The 22,488-nt window shown below is 72.2% G+C and carries 20 protein-coding genes; 13 read left to right on the forward strand and 7 right to left on the reverse strand.

Translation table 11 applies throughout. From position 1 onward, the window contains the following. Positions 1-25: 25 nt before the first annotated feature. From E6R60_RS32640 to E6R60_RS32680, 9 genes are all read left to right on the forward strand, one after another. Positions 26-385 (forward strand): nucleotide pyrophosphohydrolase, encoded by a 360-nt coding sequence (locus E6R60_RS32640; RefSeq protein WP_136330324.1) that lies wholly within the window; start codon positions 26-28, stop codon positions 383-385. Between the two features lie 125 nt (positions 386-510). Further along, complete coding sequence (locus tag E6R60_RS32645) at positions 511-1,047, forward strand: DUF6099 family protein (protein WP_136330325.1); 537 nt, start codon at positions 511-513, stop codon at positions 1,045-1,047. A gap of 90 nt (positions 1,048-1,137) precedes the next feature. Beyond that, the gene (locus tag E6R60_RS32650; RefSeq protein ID WP_136330326.1) at positions 1,138-2,061 is read left to right on the forward strand and encodes an LLM class F420-dependent oxidoreductase; all 924 of its coding nucleotides are present in this window, start codon (positions 1,138-1,140) and stop codon (positions 2,059-2,061) included. A 206-nt stretch (positions 2,062-2,267) separates the two neighbouring features. Further along, positions 2,268-3,161: a homocysteine S-methyltransferase gene (gene mmuM / locus E6R60_RS32655; RefSeq protein WP_276614091.1), complete on the forward strand. Its 894-nt coding sequence runs from the start codon at positions 2,268-2,270 to the stop codon at positions 3,159-3,161. A gap of 66 nt (positions 3,162-3,227) precedes the next feature. Next, a complete protein-coding gene (locus E6R60_RS32660) occupies positions 3,228-4,766 on the forward strand; it encodes a 3' terminal RNA ribose 2'-O-methyltransferase Hen1 (protein WP_136330328.1) in 1,539 nt (512 codons plus the stop codon). After that, a complete protein-coding gene (locus E6R60_RS32665; protein ID WP_240802772.1) occupies positions 4,763-7,417 on the forward strand; it encodes a polynucleotide kinase-phosphatase in 2,655 nt (884 codons plus the stop codon). The genes E6R60_RS32660 and E6R60_RS32665 overlap by 4 nt, the downstream gene beginning before the upstream one ends. 101 nt (positions 7,418-7,518) lie before the next feature. After that, entirely contained in the window at positions 7,519-8,751 is a 1,233-nt protein-coding gene (locus E6R60_RS32670; protein ID WP_136330329.1) for an arginine deiminase, read from the forward strand. Between the two features lie 114 nt (positions 8,752-8,865). Then, positions 8,866-9,870 carry an ornithine carbamoyltransferase gene (argF, locus tag E6R60_RS32675; protein ID WP_136330330.1) on the forward strand — a complete coding sequence of 335 codons (1,005 nt, stop codon included), beginning with the start codon at positions 8,866-8,868 and terminating at the stop codon, positions 9,868-9,870. A gap of 215 nt (positions 9,871-10,085) precedes the next feature. Further along, positions 10,086-11,513 carry an amino acid permease gene (locus E6R60_RS32680; RefSeq protein WP_136330331.1) on the forward strand — a complete coding sequence of 476 codons (1,428 nt, stop codon included), beginning with the start codon at positions 10,086-10,088 and terminating at the stop codon, positions 11,511-11,513. On the opposite strand, the gene E6R60_RS32685 is transcribed toward E6R60_RS32680, so the two are convergent. Further along, a complete protein-coding gene (locus tag E6R60_RS32685; protein ID WP_136330332.1) occupies positions 11,468-11,926 on the reverse strand; it encodes an ATP-binding protein in 459 nt (152 codons plus the stop codon). The two genes, E6R60_RS32680 and E6R60_RS32685, sit on opposite strands and share 46 nt — an antisense overlap. Positions 11,927-12,168: 242 nt before the next feature. On the opposite strand from E6R60_RS32685, the gene E6R60_RS32690 reads away from it, so the two are divergent. Further along, the gene (locus E6R60_RS32690) at positions 12,169-12,996 is read left to right on the forward strand and encodes an enoyl-CoA hydratase family protein (protein ID WP_136330333.1); all 828 of its coding nucleotides are present in this window, start codon (positions 12,169-12,171) and stop codon (positions 12,994-12,996) included. Positions 12,997-13,000: 4 nt separating this feature from the next. Next, entirely contained in the window at positions 13,001-15,301 is a 2,301-nt protein-coding gene (locus tag E6R60_RS32695) for a bifunctional salicylyl-CoA 5-hydroxylase/oxidoreductase (RefSeq protein WP_136330334.1), read from the forward strand. Between the two features lie 23 nt (positions 15,302-15,324). On the opposite strand, the gene E6R60_RS32700 is transcribed toward E6R60_RS32695, so the two are convergent. From E6R60_RS32700 to E6R60_RS32710, 3 genes are read right to left on the reverse strand one after another with little or no spacing between them, the layout of a single operon-like run. Continuing rightward, positions 15,325-16,161, reverse strand: a complete 837-nt coding sequence (locus tag E6R60_RS32700; RefSeq protein WP_136330335.1) for a GNAT family N-acetyltransferase — start codon at positions 16,159-16,161, stop codon at positions 15,325-15,327. A 42-nt stretch (positions 16,162-16,203) separates the two neighbouring features. Then, on the reverse strand, positions 16,204-17,019 hold the full coding sequence (locus E6R60_RS32705; RefSeq protein WP_136330336.1) for a PaaX family transcriptional regulator C-terminal domain-containing protein: 816 nt from the start codon (positions 17,017-17,019) through the stop codon (positions 16,204-16,206). Positions 17,020-17,023: 4 nt separating this feature from the next. Then, positions 17,024-18,661, reverse strand: a complete 1,638-nt coding sequence (locus tag E6R60_RS32710; protein WP_136330337.1) for an AMP-binding protein — start codon at positions 18,659-18,661, stop codon at positions 17,024-17,026. Positions 18,662-18,780: 119 nt separating this feature from the next. Between E6R60_RS32710 and E6R60_RS32715 the strand changes: the two genes are divergently transcribed. After that, positions 18,781-19,908, forward strand: a complete 1,128-nt coding sequence (locus E6R60_RS32715; RefSeq protein WP_136330338.1) for an acyl-CoA dehydrogenase family protein — start codon at positions 18,781-18,783, stop codon at positions 19,906-19,908. Next, positions 19,905-20,306, forward strand: coding sequence for a RidA family protein (locus tag E6R60_RS32720; RefSeq protein ID WP_136330339.1), 402 nt, complete (start codon positions 19,905-19,907; stop codon positions 20,304-20,306). The genes E6R60_RS32715 and E6R60_RS32720 overlap by 4 nt, the downstream gene beginning before the upstream one ends. Positions 20,307-20,371: 65 nt before the next feature. On the opposite strand, the gene E6R60_RS32725 is transcribed toward E6R60_RS32720, so the two are convergent. From E6R60_RS32725 to E6R60_RS32735, 3 genes are read right to left on the reverse strand one after another with little or no spacing between them, the layout of a single operon-like run. Next, a complete protein-coding gene (locus E6R60_RS32725; RefSeq protein WP_136330340.1) occupies positions 20,372-21,505 on the reverse strand; it encodes an FAD-dependent monooxygenase in 1,134 nt (377 codons plus the stop codon). 49 nt (positions 21,506-21,554) lie between these two features. Continuing rightward, positions 21,555-22,124, reverse strand: a complete 570-nt coding sequence (locus tag E6R60_RS32730) for an ATP/GTP-binding protein (protein ID WP_136330341.1) — start codon at positions 22,122-22,124, stop codon at positions 21,555-21,557. 6 nt (positions 22,125-22,130) lie between these two features. Next, positions 22,131-22,487 carry a DUF742 domain-containing protein gene (locus tag E6R60_RS32735; RefSeq protein WP_136330362.1) on the reverse strand — a complete coding sequence of 119 codons (357 nt, stop codon included), beginning with the start codon at positions 22,485-22,487 and terminating at the stop codon, positions 22,131-22,133. Position 22,488 lies beyond the last annotated feature (1 nt).

Genomic DNA, 22,488 nt, shown 5'->3' on the forward strand with positions numbered 1-22,488 from the left:
GTGTGGCGGTGGTAGACCTGGTGCCGTGACTGAACTCGATGTACGCGCGCTCCAGCAACGGCTCGCCGCATTCGCGGCCGCACGCGACTGGGGGCGGTTCCACACCCCGAAGAACCTCGCGTCGGCGCTGAGTGTCGAGGCCGCCGAACTCATGGAGGTCTTCCAGTGGCTGACGCCGGAACAGTCGGCGCGCGTGATGGAGGACCCCGCGACGGCGCCCAGGGTCACGGACGAGGTCGCGGACGTTCTCGCCTACCTGCTTCAGTTCTGCGAGGTGCTGGGCATCGACGTGCTGGCGGCGCTGGCGGCGAAAATCGAGCGGAACGAAGGGCGCTTTCCGGTACCGGGGCCGGTGGATCCCCCGCTCCGTCACTCTTCGGAGTGATCAACTTGTTCACATTCGACTGCGTGTCCACAGATTTCCGAAATCCTCTGGTCTTTCGGTACCTCCGCCCTCACTGTGGGTAATGGAAGAGGTGAGCGGGTTTTCGTGTCGAACGGGGGCATGGGATGGAAGCGGTGCGGCTTGTAGCAGTCATCCGGACGGCGTTGGCGCACAGCCGGGGCACGCCGGACATCATCGCCGAGGCCTGGCAGGCCCAGGCACTGGCTCAGGCGATCGGGAGCCGGCTGGCGGCGAGCGGCCCCAAGGAGTTACGGGGCGAGGCGAGCGGACTCAGCGAGATCGGCGGACGGACCAACGGAGCGCTGGACCACCCGGCGGCCAGGGCCGGTGTGGCCCGGGCCGCGCAGCTCTCCGAGGTGACCGATCCGCGAGCGGCCCTGATCGGCCTCGGCGCGCTGCTCGGGGAGGTGGGCATAGCCCTGGTCGGGGTGGCGTGCGACACGGATGAGCAGGGCTTGTACTGGCAGTGCATGGAGGCGATCGACGCAGCCGACGAGTCGACGGACCGGGTGCACGGCATGCTCCGGCTCCTCGACGAGCGGGACCGGGAGCGCCGGGAGGATCTGGAGCGCGGCCGGGAGCGGGACGGCCCGCACGGGGTCCTGCACGGACCGGTGGGCCCGGTCGCCGACACCGGCTGAGCGTCCGGCATCCGGGTCGCCCGGGGCGCGGCGACGTGGGGAGGACCACCGGAGCGGAATCCGCGAGGCCCGGAGGTGCAGGATGGATGCATGGATCTTCGAATCTTCACCGAGCCCCAGCAAGGGGCGAGCTATGACACCCTGCTCACCGTCGCGAAGGCGGCCGAGGACCTCGGTTTCGACGCCTTCTACCGCTCCGACCACTATCTGCGCATGGGACAGGGCGACGGACTGCCCGGCCCCACGGACGCATGGATCACGCTGGCCGGGCTGGCGCGCGAGACCAAGCGGATCCGTCTCGGCACCCTGATGACGGCGGGGACGTTCCGGCTTCCCGGTGTGCTCGCCATCCAGGTGGCGCAGGTCGACCAGATGTCCGGCGGTCGCGTCGAGCTGGGCCTCGGCGCCGGCTGGTTCGAGCAGGAACACAAGGCGTACGGCATCCCGTTCCCCAAGGAGAAGTTCGGCCGGCTGGAGGAGCAGCTGGCGATCGTCACCGGTCTGTGGGCCACCGAGGTCGGCAAGACGTTCAGTTTCGACGGCACCTACTACCAGCTCACCGACTCGCCCGCGCTGCCCAAGCCCGCGCAGGCCAAGGTCCCGGTGCTGATCGGCGGGCACGGGGCGAAGCGGACACCGCGGCTGGCCGCGCAGTACGCGGACGAGTTCAACATCCCGTTCGCCTCGCTGGAGGACAGCGAGAAGCAGTTCGGCCGGGTCAGGACGGCGGCCGCGGAGGCGGGCCGGAGGCCCGACGACCTGGTGTACTCCAACGCTCTGGTCGTCTGCGTCGGCAAGGACGACGCGGAGGTGGCGCGCCGTGCCGCCGTCATCGGGCGGGACGTGGCGGAGCTGAAGGCCAACGGACTGGCCGGCTCGCCCGCCGAGGTGGTCGACAAGATCGGCCGGTTCGGCGAGATCGGGGCCTCGCGCATCTACCTCCAGGTGCTGGACCTCGACGACCTGGAACACCTGGAGCTGATCTCGTCGCAGGTCCAGTCTCAGCTCACCTGAGAACAGGCCGGCCCGCAGCCCGCAACCGGTAGTCCCGGCCCACCGGTAGCCGGCGGCCGGTAGTGCCGACCCGCCAGTTCCGGCAACCGGTAGCCCCGGACGCCGTCCGCAGCCGCGCCCCGCCACCTGAGAGAGAGGAGCCTCCTGTGCAGCAGCCCGCTCACCGTTCCCCCGATACCGACCGGTCCGCCGGGAGGCCGTCCCGGTTGCTTGCCGCCGCGCTCTCGGAGGGGACGGTCCTGCTCGACGGCGGGCTTTCCAATCAGTTGGAGGCGCAGGGCTGCGATCTGTCCGACGCGCTGTGGTCCGCCCGGCTGCTCGCCGACGGGCCGGAGCAGATCGAGGCCGCCCACACGGCGTATGTGCGGGCGGGCGCGCAGGTGCTCATCACCGCCAGCTATCAGGCCGGTTTCGAAGGATTCCGGCAGCGCGGGATCGGGCGGGCGGAGGCGGCCGCGCTCTTCGCCCGCAGCGTGGAGCTGGCCCGTCGGGCGGCCGGGGCGGTGGACCGGGACGTCTGTGTCGCGGCCTCGGTCGGCCCGTACGGGGCGGTGAGGGCCGACGGGTCCGAGTACCGGGGCCGCTACGGGCTCACGGTCCGGGAGCTGGAGCGCTTCCACCGCCCCCGGATCGAGGCCCTGGCCGCCGCCGGAGCCGACGTGCTGGCGCTCGAGACCGTGCCGGATGTGGACGAGGCGCAGGCGCTCCTGCGGGTGGCGGGGGAGTGCGGGCTGCCGGTCTGGCTCTCGTACACCGTGGCCGGGGACCGGACCAGAGCCGGGCAACGGCTGGAAGAGGCGTTCGCCCTCGCCGAGGGAGCGGACGGGGTGGTGGCGACAGGGGTGAACTGCTGCGAACCGGCCGATGCGGAGGGGGCGGTCCGGGCGGCGGCGGAGACGGCCGGGAAGCCCGTCGTGGTCTACCCGAACAGCGGTGAACGCTGGGACGCGCAGGGGAGGAGGTGGACGGGGGGAGCGACGTTCGACCCCGGCCGGGTCCGGGCCTGGCAGGACGCCGGTGCGCGGCTGGTGGGCGGCTGCTGCCGCGTCGGTCCGGCCACCATCACGGAACTGGCCGTACTGCTCGGCGGAGGGGGATGACAACCCAGCGGCCAGGGCACTGAAAATGCCTGGTGGGAGGGAGTGAGCCCGACCATACTCGGACGTGTGTTCCTGACGATCAGTACCACCGGCACCCCGGAACGTCCCGCCACCGATCTCGGTTTCCTGCTGCACAAGCACCCCGAGAAGGCGCAGACGTTCTCCACTTCCCATGGCACCGCGCATGTCTTCTATCCCGAGGCGTCCGCGGAACAGTGCACGGCAGCGCTGCTGCTGGAGGTGGATCCCGTGGCGCTGGTGCGGCGAGGCAAGGGCAAGGGCCGCGGCGGTGCCCCCGACGCGGCGCTCGCGCAGTACGTCAACGACCGCCCGTACGCGGCGTCCTCGCTGCTTTCCGTCGCGATGAGCACCGTCTTCAAGTCCGCGCTGAGCGGCGCCTGCAAGTCGATGCCCGAGCGAGCGGCGGCGCCGATGCCGCTGCGGATCGAGGTGCCCGCCCTGCCGGCCCGTGGTGGTGCCGAGCTGGTGCGCAAGCTCTTCGGCCCGCTCGGCTGGTCGCGGGTGGACGCGGTGGCCGTACCGCTGGACGAGCAGTTCCCCGAGTGGGGGGACTCGCGGTACGTACGGCTCGTGCTGGAGGGCGAGTTGAGGCTCGCCGACGCCTTGCGTCAGCTGTACGTGCTGCTGCCGGTGCTCGATGACGCCAAGCACTACTGGGTGGCGCCGGACGAGGTGGACAAGCTGCTGCGGGCCGGGGAGGGCTGGCTGGCCGACCACCCCGAGCAGAAGCTGATCACCAGCCGGTATCTGTCGCGGCGCTGGGGGCTGACCCGGCAGGCGATGCAGAGGCTGGAGCTGGTGAGGCTCGCCGAGTCCGACGACCTCGACGTCGAGAGCATCGACAACGCCGTCGACGAGACGGCCGACACCGAGGAGCGGCCGGTGCCGCTCGCCGAGCAGCGCAGGGCCGCCATCCTGGCGGCGCTGACCGGTGCCGGTGCGAGCCGCGTGCTCGACCTCGGCTGTGGCCAGGGTCAGTTGGTGCAGGCGCTGCTGAAGGACGTGCGCTTCACCGAGATCGTCGGCGTCGACGTCTCGATGCGCGCGCTGACGATCGCCTCGCGCCGGCTGAAGCTGGACCGGATGGGGGAGCGCCAGGCCGCACGGGTGACGCTCCGGCAGGGCTCGCTCACCTACACGGACAAGCAGCTCAAGGGGTACGACGCGGCCGTGCTGAGCGAGGTCGTCGAGCACCTCGACCTGCCACGGCTGCCGGCCCTGGAGTACGCGGTGTTCGGCGTGGCCCGCCCCCGGACCGTGCTCGTGACCACGCCGAACGTCGAGTACAACGTTCGCTGGGAGGCCCTCCCGGCCGGACACGTCCGGCACGGAGACCACCGCTTCGAGTGGACCCGGGCGGAATTCCGGGACTGGGGGTGCGCAGTGGCCGGCAGGCACGGGTACGAGGTGGAGTTCGTCCCGGTGGGCCCCGACGACCCGGAGGTCGGCCCGCCCACCCAGCTGGCCGTGTTCACCATGACCGCGGCCGACGGCACGGAGAAGCCCGGCGAGACCGGCCGGAGCACGAAGACCGACCGGACCGGCGAGACCGGCATGACCGAGAGGGAGGCGAAAGCCGCATGACCAGCACCAGCACCAGCACCGGTGACAGCGCCCGCACCGGTACCGCCGACGCCGCCCGCATCGGTACCGCCGACGCCGCCCGCACCGGCACCGGCGACCGCGGCAGGCGCGTCCTTCCGGTGACGGACCTCTCCCTCGTCGTCCTCATCGGGGCGAGCGGCTCGGGCAAGTCCACGTTCGCGCGCAAGCACTTCAAGCCGACCGAGATCATCTCCTCGGACTTCTGCCGCGGCCTGGTCGCCGACGACGAGAACGACCAGAGCGCGAGCCGGGACGCCTTCGACGTCCTGCACTACATCGCGGGAAAGCGCCTGGCCGCCGGACGGCTGACCGTCGTCGACGCCACCAGCGTCCAGCCCGAGAGCCGCCGCCAGCTGGTACGGCTGGCCCGGGAGCACGACGTGCTGCCCATCGCCGTCGTCCTCGACCTGCCCGAAGAGGTCTGCCTCGCGCGCAACGCGAACCGCCCGGACCGCGCGGGCATGGCCCGGCATGTCGTCCAGCGTCACCGCCGGGAGCTGCGCCGTTCGCTGCGCGGGCTCGAGCGCGAGGGCTTCCGCAAGGTGCACGTCCTGCGCACCGAGGAGGAGGCCGAGCGCGCCGAAGTCGTCCTGGAGCGCCGCTACAACGACCTCCGCCACCTCACCGGCCCCTTCGACATCATCGGCGACATCCACGGCTGCAGCTCCGAGCTGGAGACCCTGCTCGGCAAGCTCGGCTACGTGGAGGGCTCGCACCCCGAGGGGCGTACGGCGGTGTTCGTCGGCGACCTCGTCGACCGCGGGCCGGACAGCCCGGGTGTGCTGCGCCGCGTCATGTCCATGGTCTCGGACGGCAACGCGCTCTGCGTTCCCGGCAACCATGAGAACAAGCTCGGCCGGTACCTCAAGGGCCGCAAGGTCCAGCAGACACACGGGCTCGCCGAGACGATCGAGCAGCTTGAGCGGGAGGATGCCAAGGACCCGGAATTCCGGGAGCGCGTCCGGCAGTTCATCGACGGGCTCGTCAGCCACTACGTGCTGGACGAGGGCAAGCTGGTCGTCTGCCACGCCGGTCTGCCCGAGAAGTACCACGGACGCACCTCGGGGCGGGTCCGCTCGCACGCCCTCTACGGCGAAACGACCGGCGAGACCGACGAGTTCGGCCTGCCGGTGCGCTACCCGTGGGCGGAGGACTACCGCGGCCGCGCCACCGTGGTCTACGGCCACACGCCCGTCCCCACCACCTCCTGGATCAACAACACCATCTGCCTGGACACCGGAGCCGTGTTCGGCGGGAAGATGACCGCGCTGCGCTGGCCGGAGCGCGAGCTCGTCGACGTACCGGCCGAGCGGGTCTGGTACGAGCCGGTGAAGCCGCTGGCCACCGAGGCGCCGGGGGGCAGGGAGGGGCGGCCGCTGGACCTCGCCGATGTGCAGGGCCGCCGCGTCGTGGAGACCCGGCACATGGGCCGGATCGCGGTGCGCGAGGAGAACGCGGCGGCCGCGCTGGAGGTCATGAGCCGGTTCGCCGTCGACCCCCGGCTGCTCGCCTACCTTCCGCCGACCATGGCGCCGACGGCCACCTCGCACGAGGAGGGCTATCTGGAGCACCCGGCCGAGGCGTTCGCGCAGTACCGGGCGGACGGCGTGGCCCAGGTCGTGTGCGAGGAGAAGCACATGGGCTCCCGCGCCGTGGCCCTGGTCTGCCGTGACGCGGACGCGGCACGCGATCGTTTTGGGACCGGGGACTTCGGCGAGGACGGCCCGACCGGTGCGCTGCACACCCGCACCGGACGGCCGTTCCTGGACGACCCCGCGCTCACCGAGGCCGTGCTGGGCCGCCTGCGTGCGGCCGTCACCGCCGCCGGGCTGTGGGAGGAGTGGGACACCGACTGGGTGCTGCTCGACGCCGAGCTGATGCCCTGGTCCCTGAAGGCCGCGGGCCTGCTCCGCTCGCAGTACGCGGCGGTCGGAGCCGCGTCGGGCGCCGTCTTCCCCGCGGCCACCGGGGCGCTGGCGGCGGCCGCGGCACGTGGCATCGACGTCGGCGCGCTCGCGGACCGGCAGCGGGGGCGGGCCGAGGACGCGGCCGCGTTCACCGATGCCTACCGTCGCTACTGCTGGAGCACGGAAGGGCTGGACGGGGTGCGCCTGGCGCCCTTCCAGATCCTCGCCGTGCAGGGCCGCTCGCTCGCCTCCGTACCCCATGACGAGCAACTGGCCTGGCTGGACCGGCTGGTGGAGCACGACCCCACCGGTCTGCTCCAGGTCACCCGGCGGCTCGTCGTCGACACCGCCGACGAGGCATCGGTCCGCTCCGGCGTCGACTGGTGGCTGGAGATGACCGGCCGCGGCGGCGAGGGCATGGTCGTCAAACCGCTCGGCGCGCTCGTCAGGGACGGCAAGGACCGCCTCGTGCAGCCCGGGATCAAGGTGCGCGGCAGGGAGTACCTGCGGATCATCTACGGCCCCGAGTACACCCGCCCGGAGAACCTGGACCGGCTGAGGGGACGCTTCCTCGGCCACAAGCGGTCGCTCGCCCTGCGCGAGTACGCCCTGGGCCTCGAAGCGCTGGACCGGCTGGCGGAGGGGGAGCCGCTGTGGCGGGTCCACGAAGCGGTGTTCGCGGTCCTCGCGCTGGAGTCGGAGCCGGTGGACCCGCGGTTGTGAAGCGTGCCGCCGAAGGGCCGGGCCTCACCGGTCCCGGCCCTTCGGCGAACCGGCTGGCGATTCGCCGGGTGAACGGGGTCCCGTGCGGTGAGGATGAAGGCATGGGATTCCATGTCGACTCCGAGGCCGGGCGGCTGCGCCGCGTCATCCTGCACCGCCCCGATCTGGAACTGAAACGGCTCACCCCGGGCAACAAGGACGCGTTGCTCTTCGACGACGTGCTCTGGGTGCGCCGGGCCCGCCAGGAGCACGACGGATTCGCGGACGTGCTGCGCGACCGCGGGGTGGAGGTGCACCTCTTCGGCGACCTGCTCCGGGAGTCGCTGGAGATCCCCGTGGCCCGACGGCTCGTCCTGGACCGGGTCTTCGAGGAGAAGGAGTACGGGCCGCTGGCCACCGAGCACCTGCGGGCCGCCTTCGAGGAACTGTCCACGGCCGACCTCTGCGAGGCGCTGGTCGGCGGGATGACCAAACGGGAGTTCCTGGAGCGGTTCCACGAGCCGACGTCCGTGCGTTTCCACGTCATGGACCTGGACGACTTCCTGCTCGGACCGCTGCCCAACCACCTTTTCACCCGCGACACCTCGGCGTGGATCTACGACGGTGTCTCCATCAACGCCATGCGGTGGCCGGCCCGGCAGCGCGAGACCGTCCACTTCGAGGCGATCTACCGCCACCACCCGCTCTTCACGGGGCCGGAAGCCGGTGTTTTCCACCACTGGTCGGAGGGGCAGGACGACTACCCCTCCACCATCGAGGGCGGCGACGTCCTCGTCATCGGCCGGGGGGCCGTGCTCATCGGGATGAGCGAACGCACCACCCCGCAGGCGGTGGAGATGCTGGCGCGCGGCCTCTTCGACGCCGGCTCCGCCCGGACGATCGTGGCCCTGGACATGCCCAAGAGCCGTGCGTTCATGCACCTCGACACGGTGATGACGATGGTCGACGGGGACACCTTCACCAAGTACGCGGGCCTGGGAATGCTCCGCTCGTACACCATCGAACCCGGCGAGGGACCGCGCGATCTCAAGGTCACCGACCACCCGCCCGAGCACATGCACCGGGCCATCGCCGAGGCGCTGGGACTGGATTCCATCCGGGTGCTGACCGCCACCCAGGACGTGCACGCGGCGGCGCGTGAGCAGTGGGACGACGGCTGCAACGTCCTGGCCGTCGAGCCGGGCGTCGTCGTCGCCTACGAGCGCAACGTCACCACCAACACCCATCTGCGCAAGGAGGGCATCGAGGTCATCGAGATCCGGGGCAGCGAACTGGGCCGGGGCCGTGGCGGCCCCCGCTGCATGAGCTGCCCGGTGGTCCGGGACCCGGTGTAGGAGGAGGGGAGGCGGCGGGGGAAGTAGCCCCGGAGCTCTGTATAGCAATGCATTGCATCGTATAGAGTTCCAGGGTTATCGTTTGCGTCCCCGCCCGACCCAGGAGCAGTCACCATGGCCATAGACCTCGCAGGCCGCCACTTCCTCAAGGAGCTGGACTTCACGGCCGAGGAGTTCCGCGGCCTGATCGCCCTGGCCGCCGAGCTCAAGGCGGCGAAGAAGGCGGGGACCGAGGTCCAGCGGCTCCGCGGCAAGAACATCGCGCTCATCTTCGAGAAGACGTCGACCCGCACCCGCTGCGCTTTCGAGGTGGCCGCAGCCGACCAGGGCGCCTCCACCACCTACCTCGACCCCTCCGGCTCCCAGATGGGGCACAAGGAGTCCGTGAAGGACACCGCCCGGGTCCTCGGCCGGATGTTCGACGGGATTGAGTACCGGGGCGACAGTCAGGAGGCCGTCGAGGAACTGGCCGCCCACGGTGGTGTGCCCGTCTTCAACGGGCTCACGGACGACTGGCACCCCACCCAGATGCTCGCCGACGTCCTCACGATGACCGAGCACAGCGAGAAGCCGCTGGAGCGCATCGCCTTCGCCTACCTCGGCGACGCCCGGTTCAACATGGGCAACTCCTACCTCGTCACCGGAGCCCTGCTGGGCATGGACGTACGGATCGTCGCGCCGAAGTCCTACTGGCCCGCCGGACCGGTCGTCGACCGGGCCCGTGAGCTCGCCGCCGTCAGCGGGGCGACGGTCACTCTCACCGAGGACATCGCCGAGGGCGTGCGCGGCGCCGACTTCGTCGCCACGGACGTCTGGGTCTCGATGGGCGAGCCCAAGGAGGTCTGGGACGAGCGCATCGCCGCCCTCGCGCCGTACGCCGTCACCATGGACGTCCTGCGGGCCACCGGCAACGACGGGGTGAAGTTCCTGCACTGCCTCCCCGCCTTCCACGACCTCGGTACCAAGGTCGGTCGGGAGATCCACGCCCGGCACGGCCTGACCGAGCTGGAGGTCAGCGACGAGGTCTTCGAGTCCCCGCACTCCGTCGTCTTCGACGAGGCGGAGAACCGGATGCACACGATCAAGGCCGTGCTGGTGGCGACGCTGGCCGCGCCCTGACGAGGCCGGGACGGCACGACCGTGCGGCCGGCGCGCTCGGCCACGCATGGCCATGCGGCCGCTTGAGTGAACATGTGTCCGGATGCCTATGATGGTTCCCGTTGGTGGGGTTCGAGCTCGCACGCTCGAACCCCATTTTCGTGTGCGGTGACACGGCCCCCACCGCCGTTCCCGCACCTCCCCCCACCTGCACCGCCAGAGATGAGAGCACCATCGTGAGCCCCCTGCGCCTGCCCGGCCCACCGCACCGCGTCAAGGACCCGCACCAGCTGATCGCCGAGTCCGGCGCCGACCTGGAGGGCCACGGACTCAAGCGCACCATGGGACTCTTCCAGCTGGTGTGCTTCGGGGTCGGCGCCGTCGTCGGCACCGGCATCTTCGTCGGCCTGTCCGACAGCGTCGCCGAGGCCGGCCCCGCCGTCGTGCTGTCCTTCGTCCTCGCGGCGGTCACCTGCGTCTTCACCGCCTTCTCGTTCGCCGAGCTGGGCAGTGCGATCCCGGTGTCCGGCAGCTCGTACTCCTTCGCCTACGCCACCCTCGGCGAGCGCGCCGCCTTCCTCGTCGGCTGGTGCCTGCTGCTGGAGTACGGCGTTTCTGTCTCCGCCGTGGCGGTGGGCTGGAGCCAGTACGTCAACGAACTGCTCGACAGTCTCTTCGGGCACCAGCTGCCGGCCGCGCTCTCCGCCGGCCCCGGCGACGGCGGTGTGATCAACCTGCCCGCCGTCCTCGTGGTGATGATGGCCGCGACGCTGCTGGTGCGCGGCATCCGGGAGAGCGCGGGGGCCACGGCCGCGATGGCCGTTCTCAAGATCGCCATCCTGATCATGTTCTGCGTCATCGCCTTCACCGCGTTCGAGCGCGGCAACCTCACGCCGTTCCTGGCGCACGGCCCGGGCGGCGTCACCGCGGGCGCGTCGCTGGCGTTCTTCTCGTACATCGGCTTCGACGCCATCACCACCGCGGGGGAAGAGGTCAAGAACCCGCGGCGGAACATCCCGATCGCGATCATGATCTGCATCGGCCTGGTCACGCTGCTCTACTGCGCGGTCGCCCTCGCCGCGATCGGCGCCCTCGGACCGGACGCCGTCTCCGACAAGCCGGCCGCGCTCTCCCTCATCGTCGACCAGGTCACCGACTCGACCGTCGGCGGCGGGATCATCGCGTTCGGCGCGATCGTCGCCATCGCCTCGGTCGTCCTCGCGGTGATGTACGGCCAGACCCGCATCCTGCTGTCGATGTCGCGCGACGGCCTGGTGCCGCGGGTCTTCGAACGGGTCTCGCCGCGTACCGCGACACCGGTCGCCAACACCTGGATCGTCGCCGTCGTCTTCGCCGTCCCGGCGGCCTTCTCGTCCCTCGACGTGGTGGTGAACCTGACCACCATCGGCACGCTGGCCACGATGGTCGCGGTCAATGTCGCGGTCCTCGTGCTGCGCCGCCGCAATCCCGAGGTCAGGGGCTCGTTCCGAGTGCCCCTCTATCCGCTCAGCCCGCTCCTCGGCGTCGGCTTCTGCGTCTATCTGATGTACGGGACCGGCTGGTCGACCTGGGTGCAGTTCGCGGTGTTCCTGGCGGTGGGTGCGGCGGTGTACGCCGGTTACGGCCGCAGCCGCTCACGGCTGGCGGGCCGGGCCGGCGGCTGACCGGTCGCCGGCAGGGTGAACCACACCGCCTTGCCGCGCTCCGTCGTGCGGTGACCGCAGGACGAACTGAGGGTGCGGATCAGCAGCAGGCCCCGGCCGTGCTCCTGCCACGGATCGGGCATGGAGTCCGGCTCGGGGCGGGACAGGTCGCCCGGCGGGGCCGGGTCGCCGTCGTGCACCTCCACCTGGCAGCCGGTCGGCAGAAGCTCCACCACCAGCTCGACGGGCTCGTCGCCGGGGGTGTGCTCCACGGCGTTGGCGACCAGCTCGGCGGTCAGCAGTTCGGCGGTGTCGCTGTCGGCCTCGAGGTCCGCCAGCACCGTACGGATCAGCGCCCGGGCGATCGGCACAGCGGCCGCGGAATGCGGCAGCGCGATGCGCCAGACGGCGGGTGCGGGGGCATCGGACGGCACGGGCGGGCTTCCGTTCGGAGAGCGCGGAAAGTCGTGGGCTCAGAACTTCGCAGCTCAAAACTTCTTCGCTTCAACCATACGAATCCCCCCGACACGGGCAAGGGTCTGCCGACCGGTACGAAGGGGACGTTCGTCACTTCCGGTCTCACGCTCCCTTTATCGCGTACTCGTGACGGGAGTCACGTACGAGTGATAAATTCGGGGTCAGGCAGCAGCCCGACGGCCGAAGGGGACCACCCTCGATGAGTCCGTTTCCCAGCTCCGCGTCCCGTACGGAGCACTGGCGCCATCTGCGGGTCACCGTGCAGGACGGTGTCGCCACCGTCACCCTCGCCCGGCCCGACAAGCTCAACGCGCTGACCTTCGGCGCCTACGCGGACCTGCGCGACCTCCTGGCCGAACTGTCGCGGGAGCGCTCCGTGCGGGCCCTGGTGCTGGCCGGTGAGGGGCGCGGCTTCTGTTCGGGCGGCGATGTGGACGAGATCATCGGCGCCACGCTCGCGATGGACACCGCCCGGCTGCTGGACTTCAACCGCATGACCGGACAGGTCGTACGGGCGCTGCGCGAGTGCCCGTTCCCCGTCGTCGCGGCCCTGCACGGCGTCGCCGCCGGAGCGGGCGCCGTCCTCGCGCTGGCCGCCGACTTCCGGGTCGCCGACCCCTCCGCCAGGTTCGCCTTCCTCTTCACCCGCGTGGGGCTCTCCGGCGGCGACATGGGCGCGGCCTACCTGCTGCCCCGGGTCGTCGGCCTCGGCCACGCCACCCGGCTCCTCATGCTGGGCGACCCCGTCCGCGCCCCCGAGGCCGAGCGGATCGGCCTGATCAGCGAACTGGCCGAAGAGGGCCTGGCCGACGAGCGGGCCGCCGCGCTCGCCCGACGCCTCGCGGACGGGCCCGCGCTCGCCCTCGCCCAGACCAAGGCGCTGCTCACCGCCGAACTCGACATGCCCCTGGCCGCGTCCGTGGAGATGGACGCCGCCACCCAGGCCCTGCTGATGCACGGCGAGGACTACGCGGAATTCCACGCCGCCTTCACCGAGAAGAGGCCGCCGAAATGGCAGGGCCGGTGACGCGATGACGGCCCCCGACAGCGCGCCCTCCCCGCTCCGCCGGATCGCCGTCATCGGCGGCGGACCCGGCGGGCTCTACGCCGCAGCCCTGCTCAAGCGGCTGGGCCCGGAGCGCGAGATCACGCTGTGGGAACGGAACGCACCCGAGGACACGTTCGGCTTCGGCGTCGTCCTCTCCGACGAGACCCTCGGCGGCATCGAGCACGCCGACCCCGTCGTCCACGCCGCGCTCCAGCGCGAGTTCGTCCGCTGGGACGACATCGACATCGTCCACCGGGGCCACACCCAGACCTCCGGCGGCCACGGCTTCGCAGCCCTCGGCCGCCGCCGGCTCCTGGAGATCCTGCACGAGCGCTGCACCGGCCTGGGGGTGCGCCTCCGCTTCCGCACCGAGGCGCCGCCCGCCGCCGAACTGGCCGGCACCCACGACCTGGTGATCGCGGCCGACGGCGTGCACAGCCGGACCCGCGACGCCCACGCGGAGAGCTTCGGGCCGCACGTCACCACGCACCGCTGCCGGTACATCTGGCTCGCCGCCGACTTCGCCCTGGACGCCTTCCGCTTCGAGACCGCGGAGACCGCCTACGGCGTGATGCAACTGCACGCCTACCCCTTCTCCGCCGACGCCTCGACCGTCATCGTGGAGATGCGCGAAGAGGTCTGGCGCGCCGCCGGATTCGACACCTGCGACGCCGCCGAGTCGACCCGGCACTGCGCCAAGATCTTCGCCGACGCCCTCGGCCACCGGCCGCTGCGCTCCAACAACTCCTCCTGGCTCACCTTCCGGACCGTCGTCAACGAGCACTGGTCGCACGGGAACACCGTCCTCATCGGCGACGCCGCGCACACCGCGCACTTCTCCATCGGATCCGGCACCAAACTCGCCGTCGAGGACGCCCTCGCCCTCGCCGCCTGCATCGAGGAGCAACCAGGACTGCCCGCCGCCCTCGCCGCGTACGAGAGCGAGCGCCGGCCCGTCGTCGAATCGACCCAGCGCGCCGCCGCGGCCAGCCTGCGCTGGTTCGAGGAACTGGGTACGTACGTCGACCAGCCGCCCCGTCAGTTCGCCTTCAACCTCCTCACCCGCAGCCGCCGCGTCACCCACGACAACCTGCGGCTGCGCGACGCCTCGTTCACCGCGGCCGTCGAGGACGAGTTCGGCTGCGCACCGGGGACGCCGCCGATGTTCACCCCGCTGCGGCTGCGGGGCCTGGAACTGCGCAACCGCGTCGTAGTCTCGCCCATGGACATGTACTCGGCCACCGACGGCGTGCCGGGCGACTTCCACCTCGTCCACCTGGGCGCGCGGGCGCTCGGCGGCGCCGCACTGGTCATGACCGAGATGGTGTGCGTGAGCCCCGAAGGCCGCATCACCCCCGGCTGCACCGGCCTCTACACCGACGAGCAGGCCGCCGCCTGGAGCAGGATCACCGGCTTCGTGCACACGGGATCACCCGGTACCGCGATCGGCGTCCAGCTCGGACATTCGGGCCGCAAGGGGTCCACCAAGCTCATGTGGGAGGGCATCGACCAGCCGCTCGACGACGGCAACTGGCCGCTCACCGCCGCCTCCCCCCTTCCGTACGCCCCGGGTGTCAACCAGATCCCGCACGCCCTGGACCGCGCGGGCCTGGACACCGTGCGCGAGCAGTTCGCGTCCGCCGCCGCGCGGGCCGACGCCTGCGGATTCGACCTCCTCGAACTGCACTGCGCGCACGGCTACCTGCTCTCCGGTTTCCTCTCCCCGCTCACCAACCACCGCACCGACGCGTACGGCGGCAGCCTGGCCAACCGGCTCCGCTTCCCGCTGGAGGTCTTCGACGCCGTCCGTGAACGATGGCCCGACGACCGGCCGATGACCGTCCGGATCTCCGCGACGGACTGGGCCGACGGCGGCACGACGGGCGAGGACGCCGTCGAGATCGCCCGAGCCTTCGTCGCGCACGGCGCCGACGCCATCGACGTCTCCACCGGCCAGGTCGTCCCCTTCGAGCGGCCCGAGTACGGGCGCTCCTACCAGACGCCGTACGCCGACCGGATCCGCAACACCCTGTGCGTGCCCGTCATCGCCGTCGGCGCCATCTCCTCCTGGGACGACGTCAACTCCCTGCTGCTCGCGGGCCGCGCCGACCTCTGCGCCCTGGCCCGCCCGCACCTGTACGACCCGCACTGGACGCTCCACGCGGCGGCCGACCAGGGCTACGCGGGGCCGGGCGCGCCCTGGCCGCTCCCGTACCGTGCGGGCAGCCGGACCCCGCCGACGGGCCGCACGGACGCCCCGAAGCCGCGGCTCACCCTGGGCTGAACGGCGGGACACGGGCGCGCCGCTCACCCGCTGGTGTCCTCCGCGCCGACCACCAGCCGGTCGGACAGGGGGCGGTAGCCGATGCGCGTGTACACCCCGTTGCTCGTGGGGTTGGCGAGATCGGTGAACAGCAGGACTTCGTCCGCCCCCGCGTCCCGGGCCGCCCGGCTGACCTCGGCGGTCACCGCTGCCGCGTACCCGCGGCCGCGGTGACCGGGCGGGGTGTAGACGGGAGCGACGCGCGCGGTTCCCGCTGTGCGCGGCGAGATGCCCGCCATCGACACGGGGACGCCGTCGTGCTCCCAGAGCGTCAGCCGGCCCTCCGTAGTCCGCTCGTCGACCGCCCGTGCATGACGGCCGACTTGGCCGGCCGGGCCGCCGATGTCGACGGCGAACGCGGCGTACCAGCGCAGCAGAAGGTCCCGGTCCGCAGGGGTCGCGGGCCTCGCCCGGCCGCCGGGAGCGGGCGACGGAGGGGCCAACTCGCCCAGCCGGTAGAGCCGGAGCTCCTCGACGACCCGGTGCCGCGGCCAGTGGGCCGCCACCGCCACGGCGGTGGCCCGGTCCGCGTTGACCAGGGTGAGCCGACGGGCGGCCATCAGCGGAGCCACCGCCTCCGGGGGGAGCCCGTTCAACGAGGCGGGATGGGGCGGCGTGTGAACCAGCGTCCCGGCCACCTCGCCGTCGGCGCCACGCCACCATCCCAGCACCGGATCGTGATCGCCGTAGGCGTGCGGGCCGTGGCGGCGCAGGGCCGCGGTGACGGTCCACACGACGGTGCTCTCCGCCGGACGGGTGGTGAGCCAGGGTCCTGCCGCGTCGAGGAAGACGTCGACGTCATCCGTGAAGGTCCAGGTCATGCGCCCGCATTCTGCCGCGCGCGACCGCCGCGGGGCACGCGGTTATCCGTGCACGAACTCCGCCCCGGCGTCCCGCAGCCGCTCGTGCAGCAGCCCGAACACCTCGGCCGACCTGCCCCCCGGCCACGAGGAGGGAAGCAACTCCCTCGGCAGCCCCGGATCCGCGTACGGCACCTGCCGCCAGGAGTCCAGCGCCAGCAGGTAGTCCCGGTACGCCGTCTCCGGGGCCGGCGGGCCGTCCGGGCGTGCCTCCCAGGACCGCAGGACCGGTTCGTGCCGTTCCAGGAAGCCCTCGTGCAGCCGGGCCAGGGCGTCCAGGTCCCACCAGCGGGCCACCGCTGCCGCGGTGGCCGAGAAACCCAGATGACCGCCCCGGAACAGCTCGACGTAGGAGGCGAGTCCGAGGCGTTCGAGGGTGTGCCGCGTCTCCTCGTGCAGCGCGGCCGGCGCGATCCACACCCCGGGTGCGGCCGTGCCGAAGCCGAGCCCGGAGAGCCGTGAACGCAGCAGATGCCGCTTGTGGCGTTCGGCTTCCGGTACGGAGAACACGGCGAGCACCCAGCCGTCCCCGATGCGCGGGTCCGGATGCCGGTAGATCCGCCGGTCCCCGTCGTCCAGCAGCTGGCGGGCGTCGGCCGAGAGGGCGTACCCGGCCGCGCCGCCCGGGGTCCGGGCCGCTACGAGCAGTCCGCGCCGCTTCAGCCGGGAGACCGAGGACCGCACGGCGGGGGCCTCGACGCCGACGGCGCCCAGCAGCCGGACGAGTTCCGCCACCGGCATCGGGGCGTCGCCCGGGGTGCGGCCGTACGCCCCGTAGAGGGTGACGATCAACGAGCGGGGGGTGTGCGGTTCGATCATCTGATCATTCTCGGTGCGTGGCGCCGGATTCCGCACCGCCTTCGTCCTCCCGGAGGCGGAACCGCTGCAGTTTGCCGGTCGCCGTGCGGGGGAGTGCGGGCAGGAAGGTGATGAGGCGGGGGCACTTGTGCGGGGCCAGTTCGGAGCGCATGAACGTGCGCAGCGCGTCGGCCGTCAGGGCGGAGCCCTCGCGGCGCACCACGTACGCCGCCACGATCCGGCCGCGCAGCTCGTCCGCACGGCCCACCACCGCCGCCTCCGCCACCTCGGGGTGGCGCAGCAGGGCCTCCTCGACCTCGGGTCCCGCGATGTTGTAGCCGGAGGAGATGATCATGTCGTCGGCGCGGGCCACGTAGCGGAAGTAGCCGTCGGCGTCGCGGACGTAGGTGTCGCCGGTCAGGTTCCAGCCGTGCCGTACGTAGTCCCGCTGCCGCTCGTCCGCGAGGTAGCGGCAGCCGACCGGCCCGCGCACCGCGAGCAGTCCCGGCTCGCCGTCCGGCACGGGTGCGCCGTCGTGGTCCACCACCCGGGCCTGCCAGCCGGGCACGGGGACGCCGGTGGTGCCGGGGCGGATCGCGTCGTCGGCGGCGGAGACGAAGATGTGCAGCAGCTCGGTGGCGCCGATGCCGTTGATGATCCGCAGACCGGTGCGCTCCTGCCAGGAGTGCCAGGTCGCGACGGGCAGGTTCTCACCCGCCGACACGCAGCGGCGCAGCGCGGAGAGATCGTGCCCGTCGAGCTGGTCGAGCATCACCCGGTAGGCCGTCGGGGCGGTGAACAGCACCGATACCCGGTGCGCTGCCAGGGCGGGCAGTAACTGCTTGGGGCCCGCCTGTTCCAGCAGCAGCGCCGACGCACCGGCCCGCAGCGGGAAGACGACCAGACCGCCGAGTCCGAAGGTGAAGCCGAGCGGCGGACTGCCCGCGAAGACGTCGTCGGGCAGCGGCCGCAGGACGTGCCGCGAGAAGGTGTCCGCGATGGCCAGCACATCGCGGTGCAGATGCATGCAGCCCTTGGGGCGGCCGGTGGTCCCCGAGGTGAACGCGATCAGCGCCACGTCGTCCGCCGCGGTCTCGACCGCCCGGTACGGGCCGGACCGGGCCTCGGCCAGCCGCAGCAGGTCGTCGGGTGCCTCACCCCCGTACGCCGTGATCCGCAGCCCCGGCACCTCCGCCTTCACCAGGTCGTCGACGGACCGCACATCGCACAGCGCGTGGCTGATCCGGGCGATCGAGCAGATCGTGGCGAGTTCGGCCGCCCGCTGCTGGGCCAGTACGGTGACGGCGATCCCCCCGGCCTTCAGCACCGCCAGCCAGCAGGCGGCGAGGCGGGGCGTGGTGGGACCGCGCAGCAGCACCCGGTTGCCGGGCACGAGCCCCAGGTCCGAGGTGAGGACATGGGCGATCCGGTCCACCAGGTCCCGCAGCTCCCCGTAACTCAGCACCCCGCCGTCGGGCGTACGGAAGGCCGGCCGTTCGGAGCCGAAGCGCTCCGCCGTGCGGTCCAGGAGCTCGGCGGCGCAGTTGAGCCGGCCCGGATAGTGCAGCTCGGGCAGGTCGAAGACCAGTTCCGGCCACTGGTCGGCGGGTGGCAGATGTTCCCTGGCGAAGCTGTCGATGTGCGCTGAGGTGTTCGGGTCCATGAAGGATCGCCCCCTTGTCGCCCTTGGAGCGTATCGTTTGGGTGACGGCAGTCAACAGTCCGCGATAAAATCCCGGCTCTGAGGGACGGCCCCGGGACTTCGACCAGAGAGGCGCCGGTATGACGGCATTCTCGCTCGATCCGGCACAGACCGCCTGGTGCGAGGAGCTGCGCACCCTGGCCGGCGAGCGGCTCCGCCCGCTCGCGGAGAAGGGTGAGCCGGGGCACGTCAACCGCCCCCTGATCGCCGCGCTCGGGGAGCTGGGACTGCTCGACCGGCTGCTCGGTTCCGGCGCTCTCGACCTCTGCCTGCTGCGGGAATCGCTTGCCCGGGGCTGCACGGAGGCCGAGACCGCCCTGGCGCTCCAGGGCCTCGGCACGTACCCGGTCGTGCAGGCGGGCACCGCCGCCCACCGGGCGCGCTGGCTCCCGGAGGTCCGCGCGGGCCGCGCGGTCGCCGCCTTCGCGCTCAGCGAGCCGGGGGCCGGCTCCGACGCCGCCGCCCTCGCGCTCGACGCCCGGCCCGCGCCGGACGGCTGGCGGCTGACCGGTGAGAAGTGCTGGATCTCCAACGCCCCGGAAGCGGACTTCTACACCGTCTTCGCCCGGACGACGCGGGGCGCCGGGGCGCGCGGTGTCACCGCGTTCCTGGTGCCGGCCGACCGGCCGGGACTGACCGGCACCCCGCTGGACATGCTCTCCCCGCACCCGATCGGCGCCCTCGCCTTCGACGGCGTCCCGGTCACCCACGACGACGTGCTCGGCGAACCGGACCGCGGCTTCCGGGTGGCCATGAACACCCTCAACCTCTTCCGCCCCAGCGTCGGCGCCTTCGCCCTCGGCATGGCCGGCGCGGCGCTCGAGGCCACCGTGGAGCACACCGCCACCCGCCGCGCGTTCGGCGGACCGCTGGGCGACCTGCAGGCCGTCTCCCACCAGGTCGCGGAGATGGCCACCCGCACGGAGGCCGCCCGGCTGCTGGTGTACGCGGCGGCCGCGGCGTACGACGCGGGGGAGCCGGGCGTCCCCCGGCGGGCCGCGATGGCGAAGCTGTACGCCACCGAGACGGCCCAGTTCGTCGTGGACACCGCCGTCCAGCTGCACGGCGCCCGCGCCCTGCGCCGCGGCCATCTGCTCGAACACCTCTACCGCGAGGTCCGCGCCCCCCGTATCTACGAGGGCGCCAGCGAGGTCCAGCGCACCATCATCGCCAAGGATCTGTACGCGAACCGGGAGCCGTCCGCATGAGTCCCCTCCACCGGGTCAACCCCGCCGAACTCTCCCCGCCCCGGGGCTTCTCGCACGCGGTCACCGCCACCGGGAGTCATCTGGTCTTCCTCGCGGGGCAGACCGCCCTCGACCAACGGGGCGACATCACCGGGAGCACCCTGCCCGAACAGTTCGCCGCCGCCCTCGGCAACCTTCTCACCGCCCTGCGCGCGGCGGGCGGCTCCCCTGCCGACCTGGCCCGGGTCACGGTCTACGCCACCGATGTCGCCGACTACCGGGCCAACGCACCCGAACTGGGCCGGATCTGGCGTCGGCTGGCGGGCCGCGACTACCCCGCGATCGCGGTCATCGGGGCGGTGCGGCTCTGGGACGAGCAGGCACTGGTCGAGATCGACGGCGTGGCGGTCCTGCCCTGACGGCGCGAACGCCCCGTGCGGCCCGGGAACCGGGGCCGCACGGGGCGTTCGGAGCGGTCAGCGCCTCAGTACGGCTGAACCAGCACGTGCGCCGCACCGGGGATGCCGACCTTCAGCAGCTCGTCCTCCTCGGGCGTCGTCTCCCCGCCGGTCTCCTGCTTCAGCACGGCACGCGACATGGCCTGCACCCACATGGCGCGGGGGCGGCGGCGCGCTTCCCAGGCGTCGAGCGCGGCCGCGACGTCCGCCTCGGCGTCCAGCGACTCGGCCAGCACCAGCGCGTCCTCCACGGCCATCGCCGCGCCCTGCGCGATGTGCGGAGTGCTCGCGTGCGCGGCGTCACCGGCCAGGACCACCCGGCCGACGTGCCACGGCTCCTCGACGGTCACCTGGGAGATCCGCGAGTACACCACCGCTTCCGGACCGGTGACCGCGGCCAGCGCCTCGGCGACCGGGCCGGAGAACATCGGCAGGCGCTCCTTCAGCTGCTCGTGCGCCTTCTCCGGGTCGGGCCGGAAGTCCTCGGGCTCGGCGAACACCGCGCCCAGGTACATCAGCTCCTCCGTGATCGGGGTCAGCAGCGCCTTGGCGGCCTGCCCCGCGGTGCCCATCACGACGCCCCGGACGTGCTCCTGACGGGGCACGGTGACCCGCCAGTTGGCGAACCCGGTGTACTCGGGGACGTAGCGGTCGCCGTACAGCCGGGTGCGCAGCGGCGAACCGATGCCGTCGAAGCCGACGACCAGGTCCCAGCGCGCGGCCGAACCGTCGGACAGGGTGACGTCCACGCCCTCGCCGCCGTCGGTGAGTTCCGTGATGGTCACGCCGAAGCGGATCGTCGCCCCGGCCGCCGTGGCCGCGGCGCCCAGCACCTGGGCGAGCGCGGGGCGCGGGATGCCGTTGTTGGACGGGGCGTCGCCCATGCGGGGCTGCGGAATCTCGGCCAGGACGTTGCCGGCCGGGTCCGCGATGGTCAGGACCTCCCACTCGAAGCCCGCCTTGAGGCAGTCGTCGAGGACGCCGATCTCCCGCATGACGTGCAGGGCGTTGGACGGCTGGATGATGCCGACGCCCAGGGCCTCCAGCTCGTCGCGGAGTTCGGCGACCTCGACGGTGTGGCCGCGCCGGCCCAGTGCGGTGGCGAGCGTCAGCCCGCCGATGCCGCCGCCGTGGATCAGGACGCGCAGAGGTGTTGCCATATCGGTTTCTCTCCTGTGCGGAAATCGTGCGAGGTGTCGGGGGAGACGCTCAGCCGGCCGCTACGGGCAGGCTCATCAGGTGGTCCACGAGGGCCAGCAGCACGTCACGGCCGAACGGCCGCTCGCGTACGTCGCCGACCAGCAGGGGGACGTGCGGGTCGAGGTCGAGAGCGGCCCTGATCTCTTCCGGGGTGCGGCTGTTGTGGCCGTGGAAACAGTTGATCGCCACGACGAACGGGATGTCCCGGCTCTCGAAGAAGTCGATCGAGGCGAAGCTGGTCTCCAGCCGCCGGGTGTCGGCGATCACGACGCCGCCCAGGGCCCCGTTGACCAGGTCGTTCCACATGAACCAGAAGCGCTCCTGGCCCGGGGTGCCGAACAGGTAGACGACGAGCTCCTCGCTCACCGTGATCCGGCCGAAGTCCAGGGCCACGGTGGTGGTGTCCTTCTGTCCGACACCGGCCAGGTCGTCGACGCCGATGCTGGCCTTGGTCAGGAACTCCTCGGTGCGCAGGGGCGCGACCTCGCTGACGGCGCCCACGAGCGTGGTCTTGCCGACGCCGAAGCCGCCGGCGACGAGGATCTTCACGGCGGCGGGGGCCGCCTGACTGATGGTCATCTTGGCTCAGAGTCTCCCGAGTCCGTCGCGGAGGGCGGCCAGCATTCCCATGTCGGCGCCACCGGCCGCCCGGGCCACCGACAGGGGCGCGCGGGCGAGCAGCAGGCCCTGGGAGACCAGGTCCGCCAGCAGGATCTTGGTCACCGAGACCGGGAGGTTGAGGTCCGCGGAGACCTCGGCGACAGCGGCGGGGCGCCGGCAGCGGTCCAGGATCATCCGGTGCTCCGGCTGGAGCCTGCCCGGGCGGTCCGCCGCGCCGTGCCCCTCCCGCGGGTCGTGCGCGGTCGTCAGCACGGTGATGAGGGTGAAGTCGTCCCGCTCGGGAGCGGTCCGGCCACGGGTGATGGTGTACGGGCGCACCATC

Origin of the sequence: Streptomyces sp. A0642, from assembly GCF_004795105.1 — a bacterium.
In the GTDB taxonomy this organism is placed as follows: domain Bacteria; phylum Actinomycetota; class Actinomycetes; order Streptomycetales; family Streptomycetaceae; genus Streptomyces.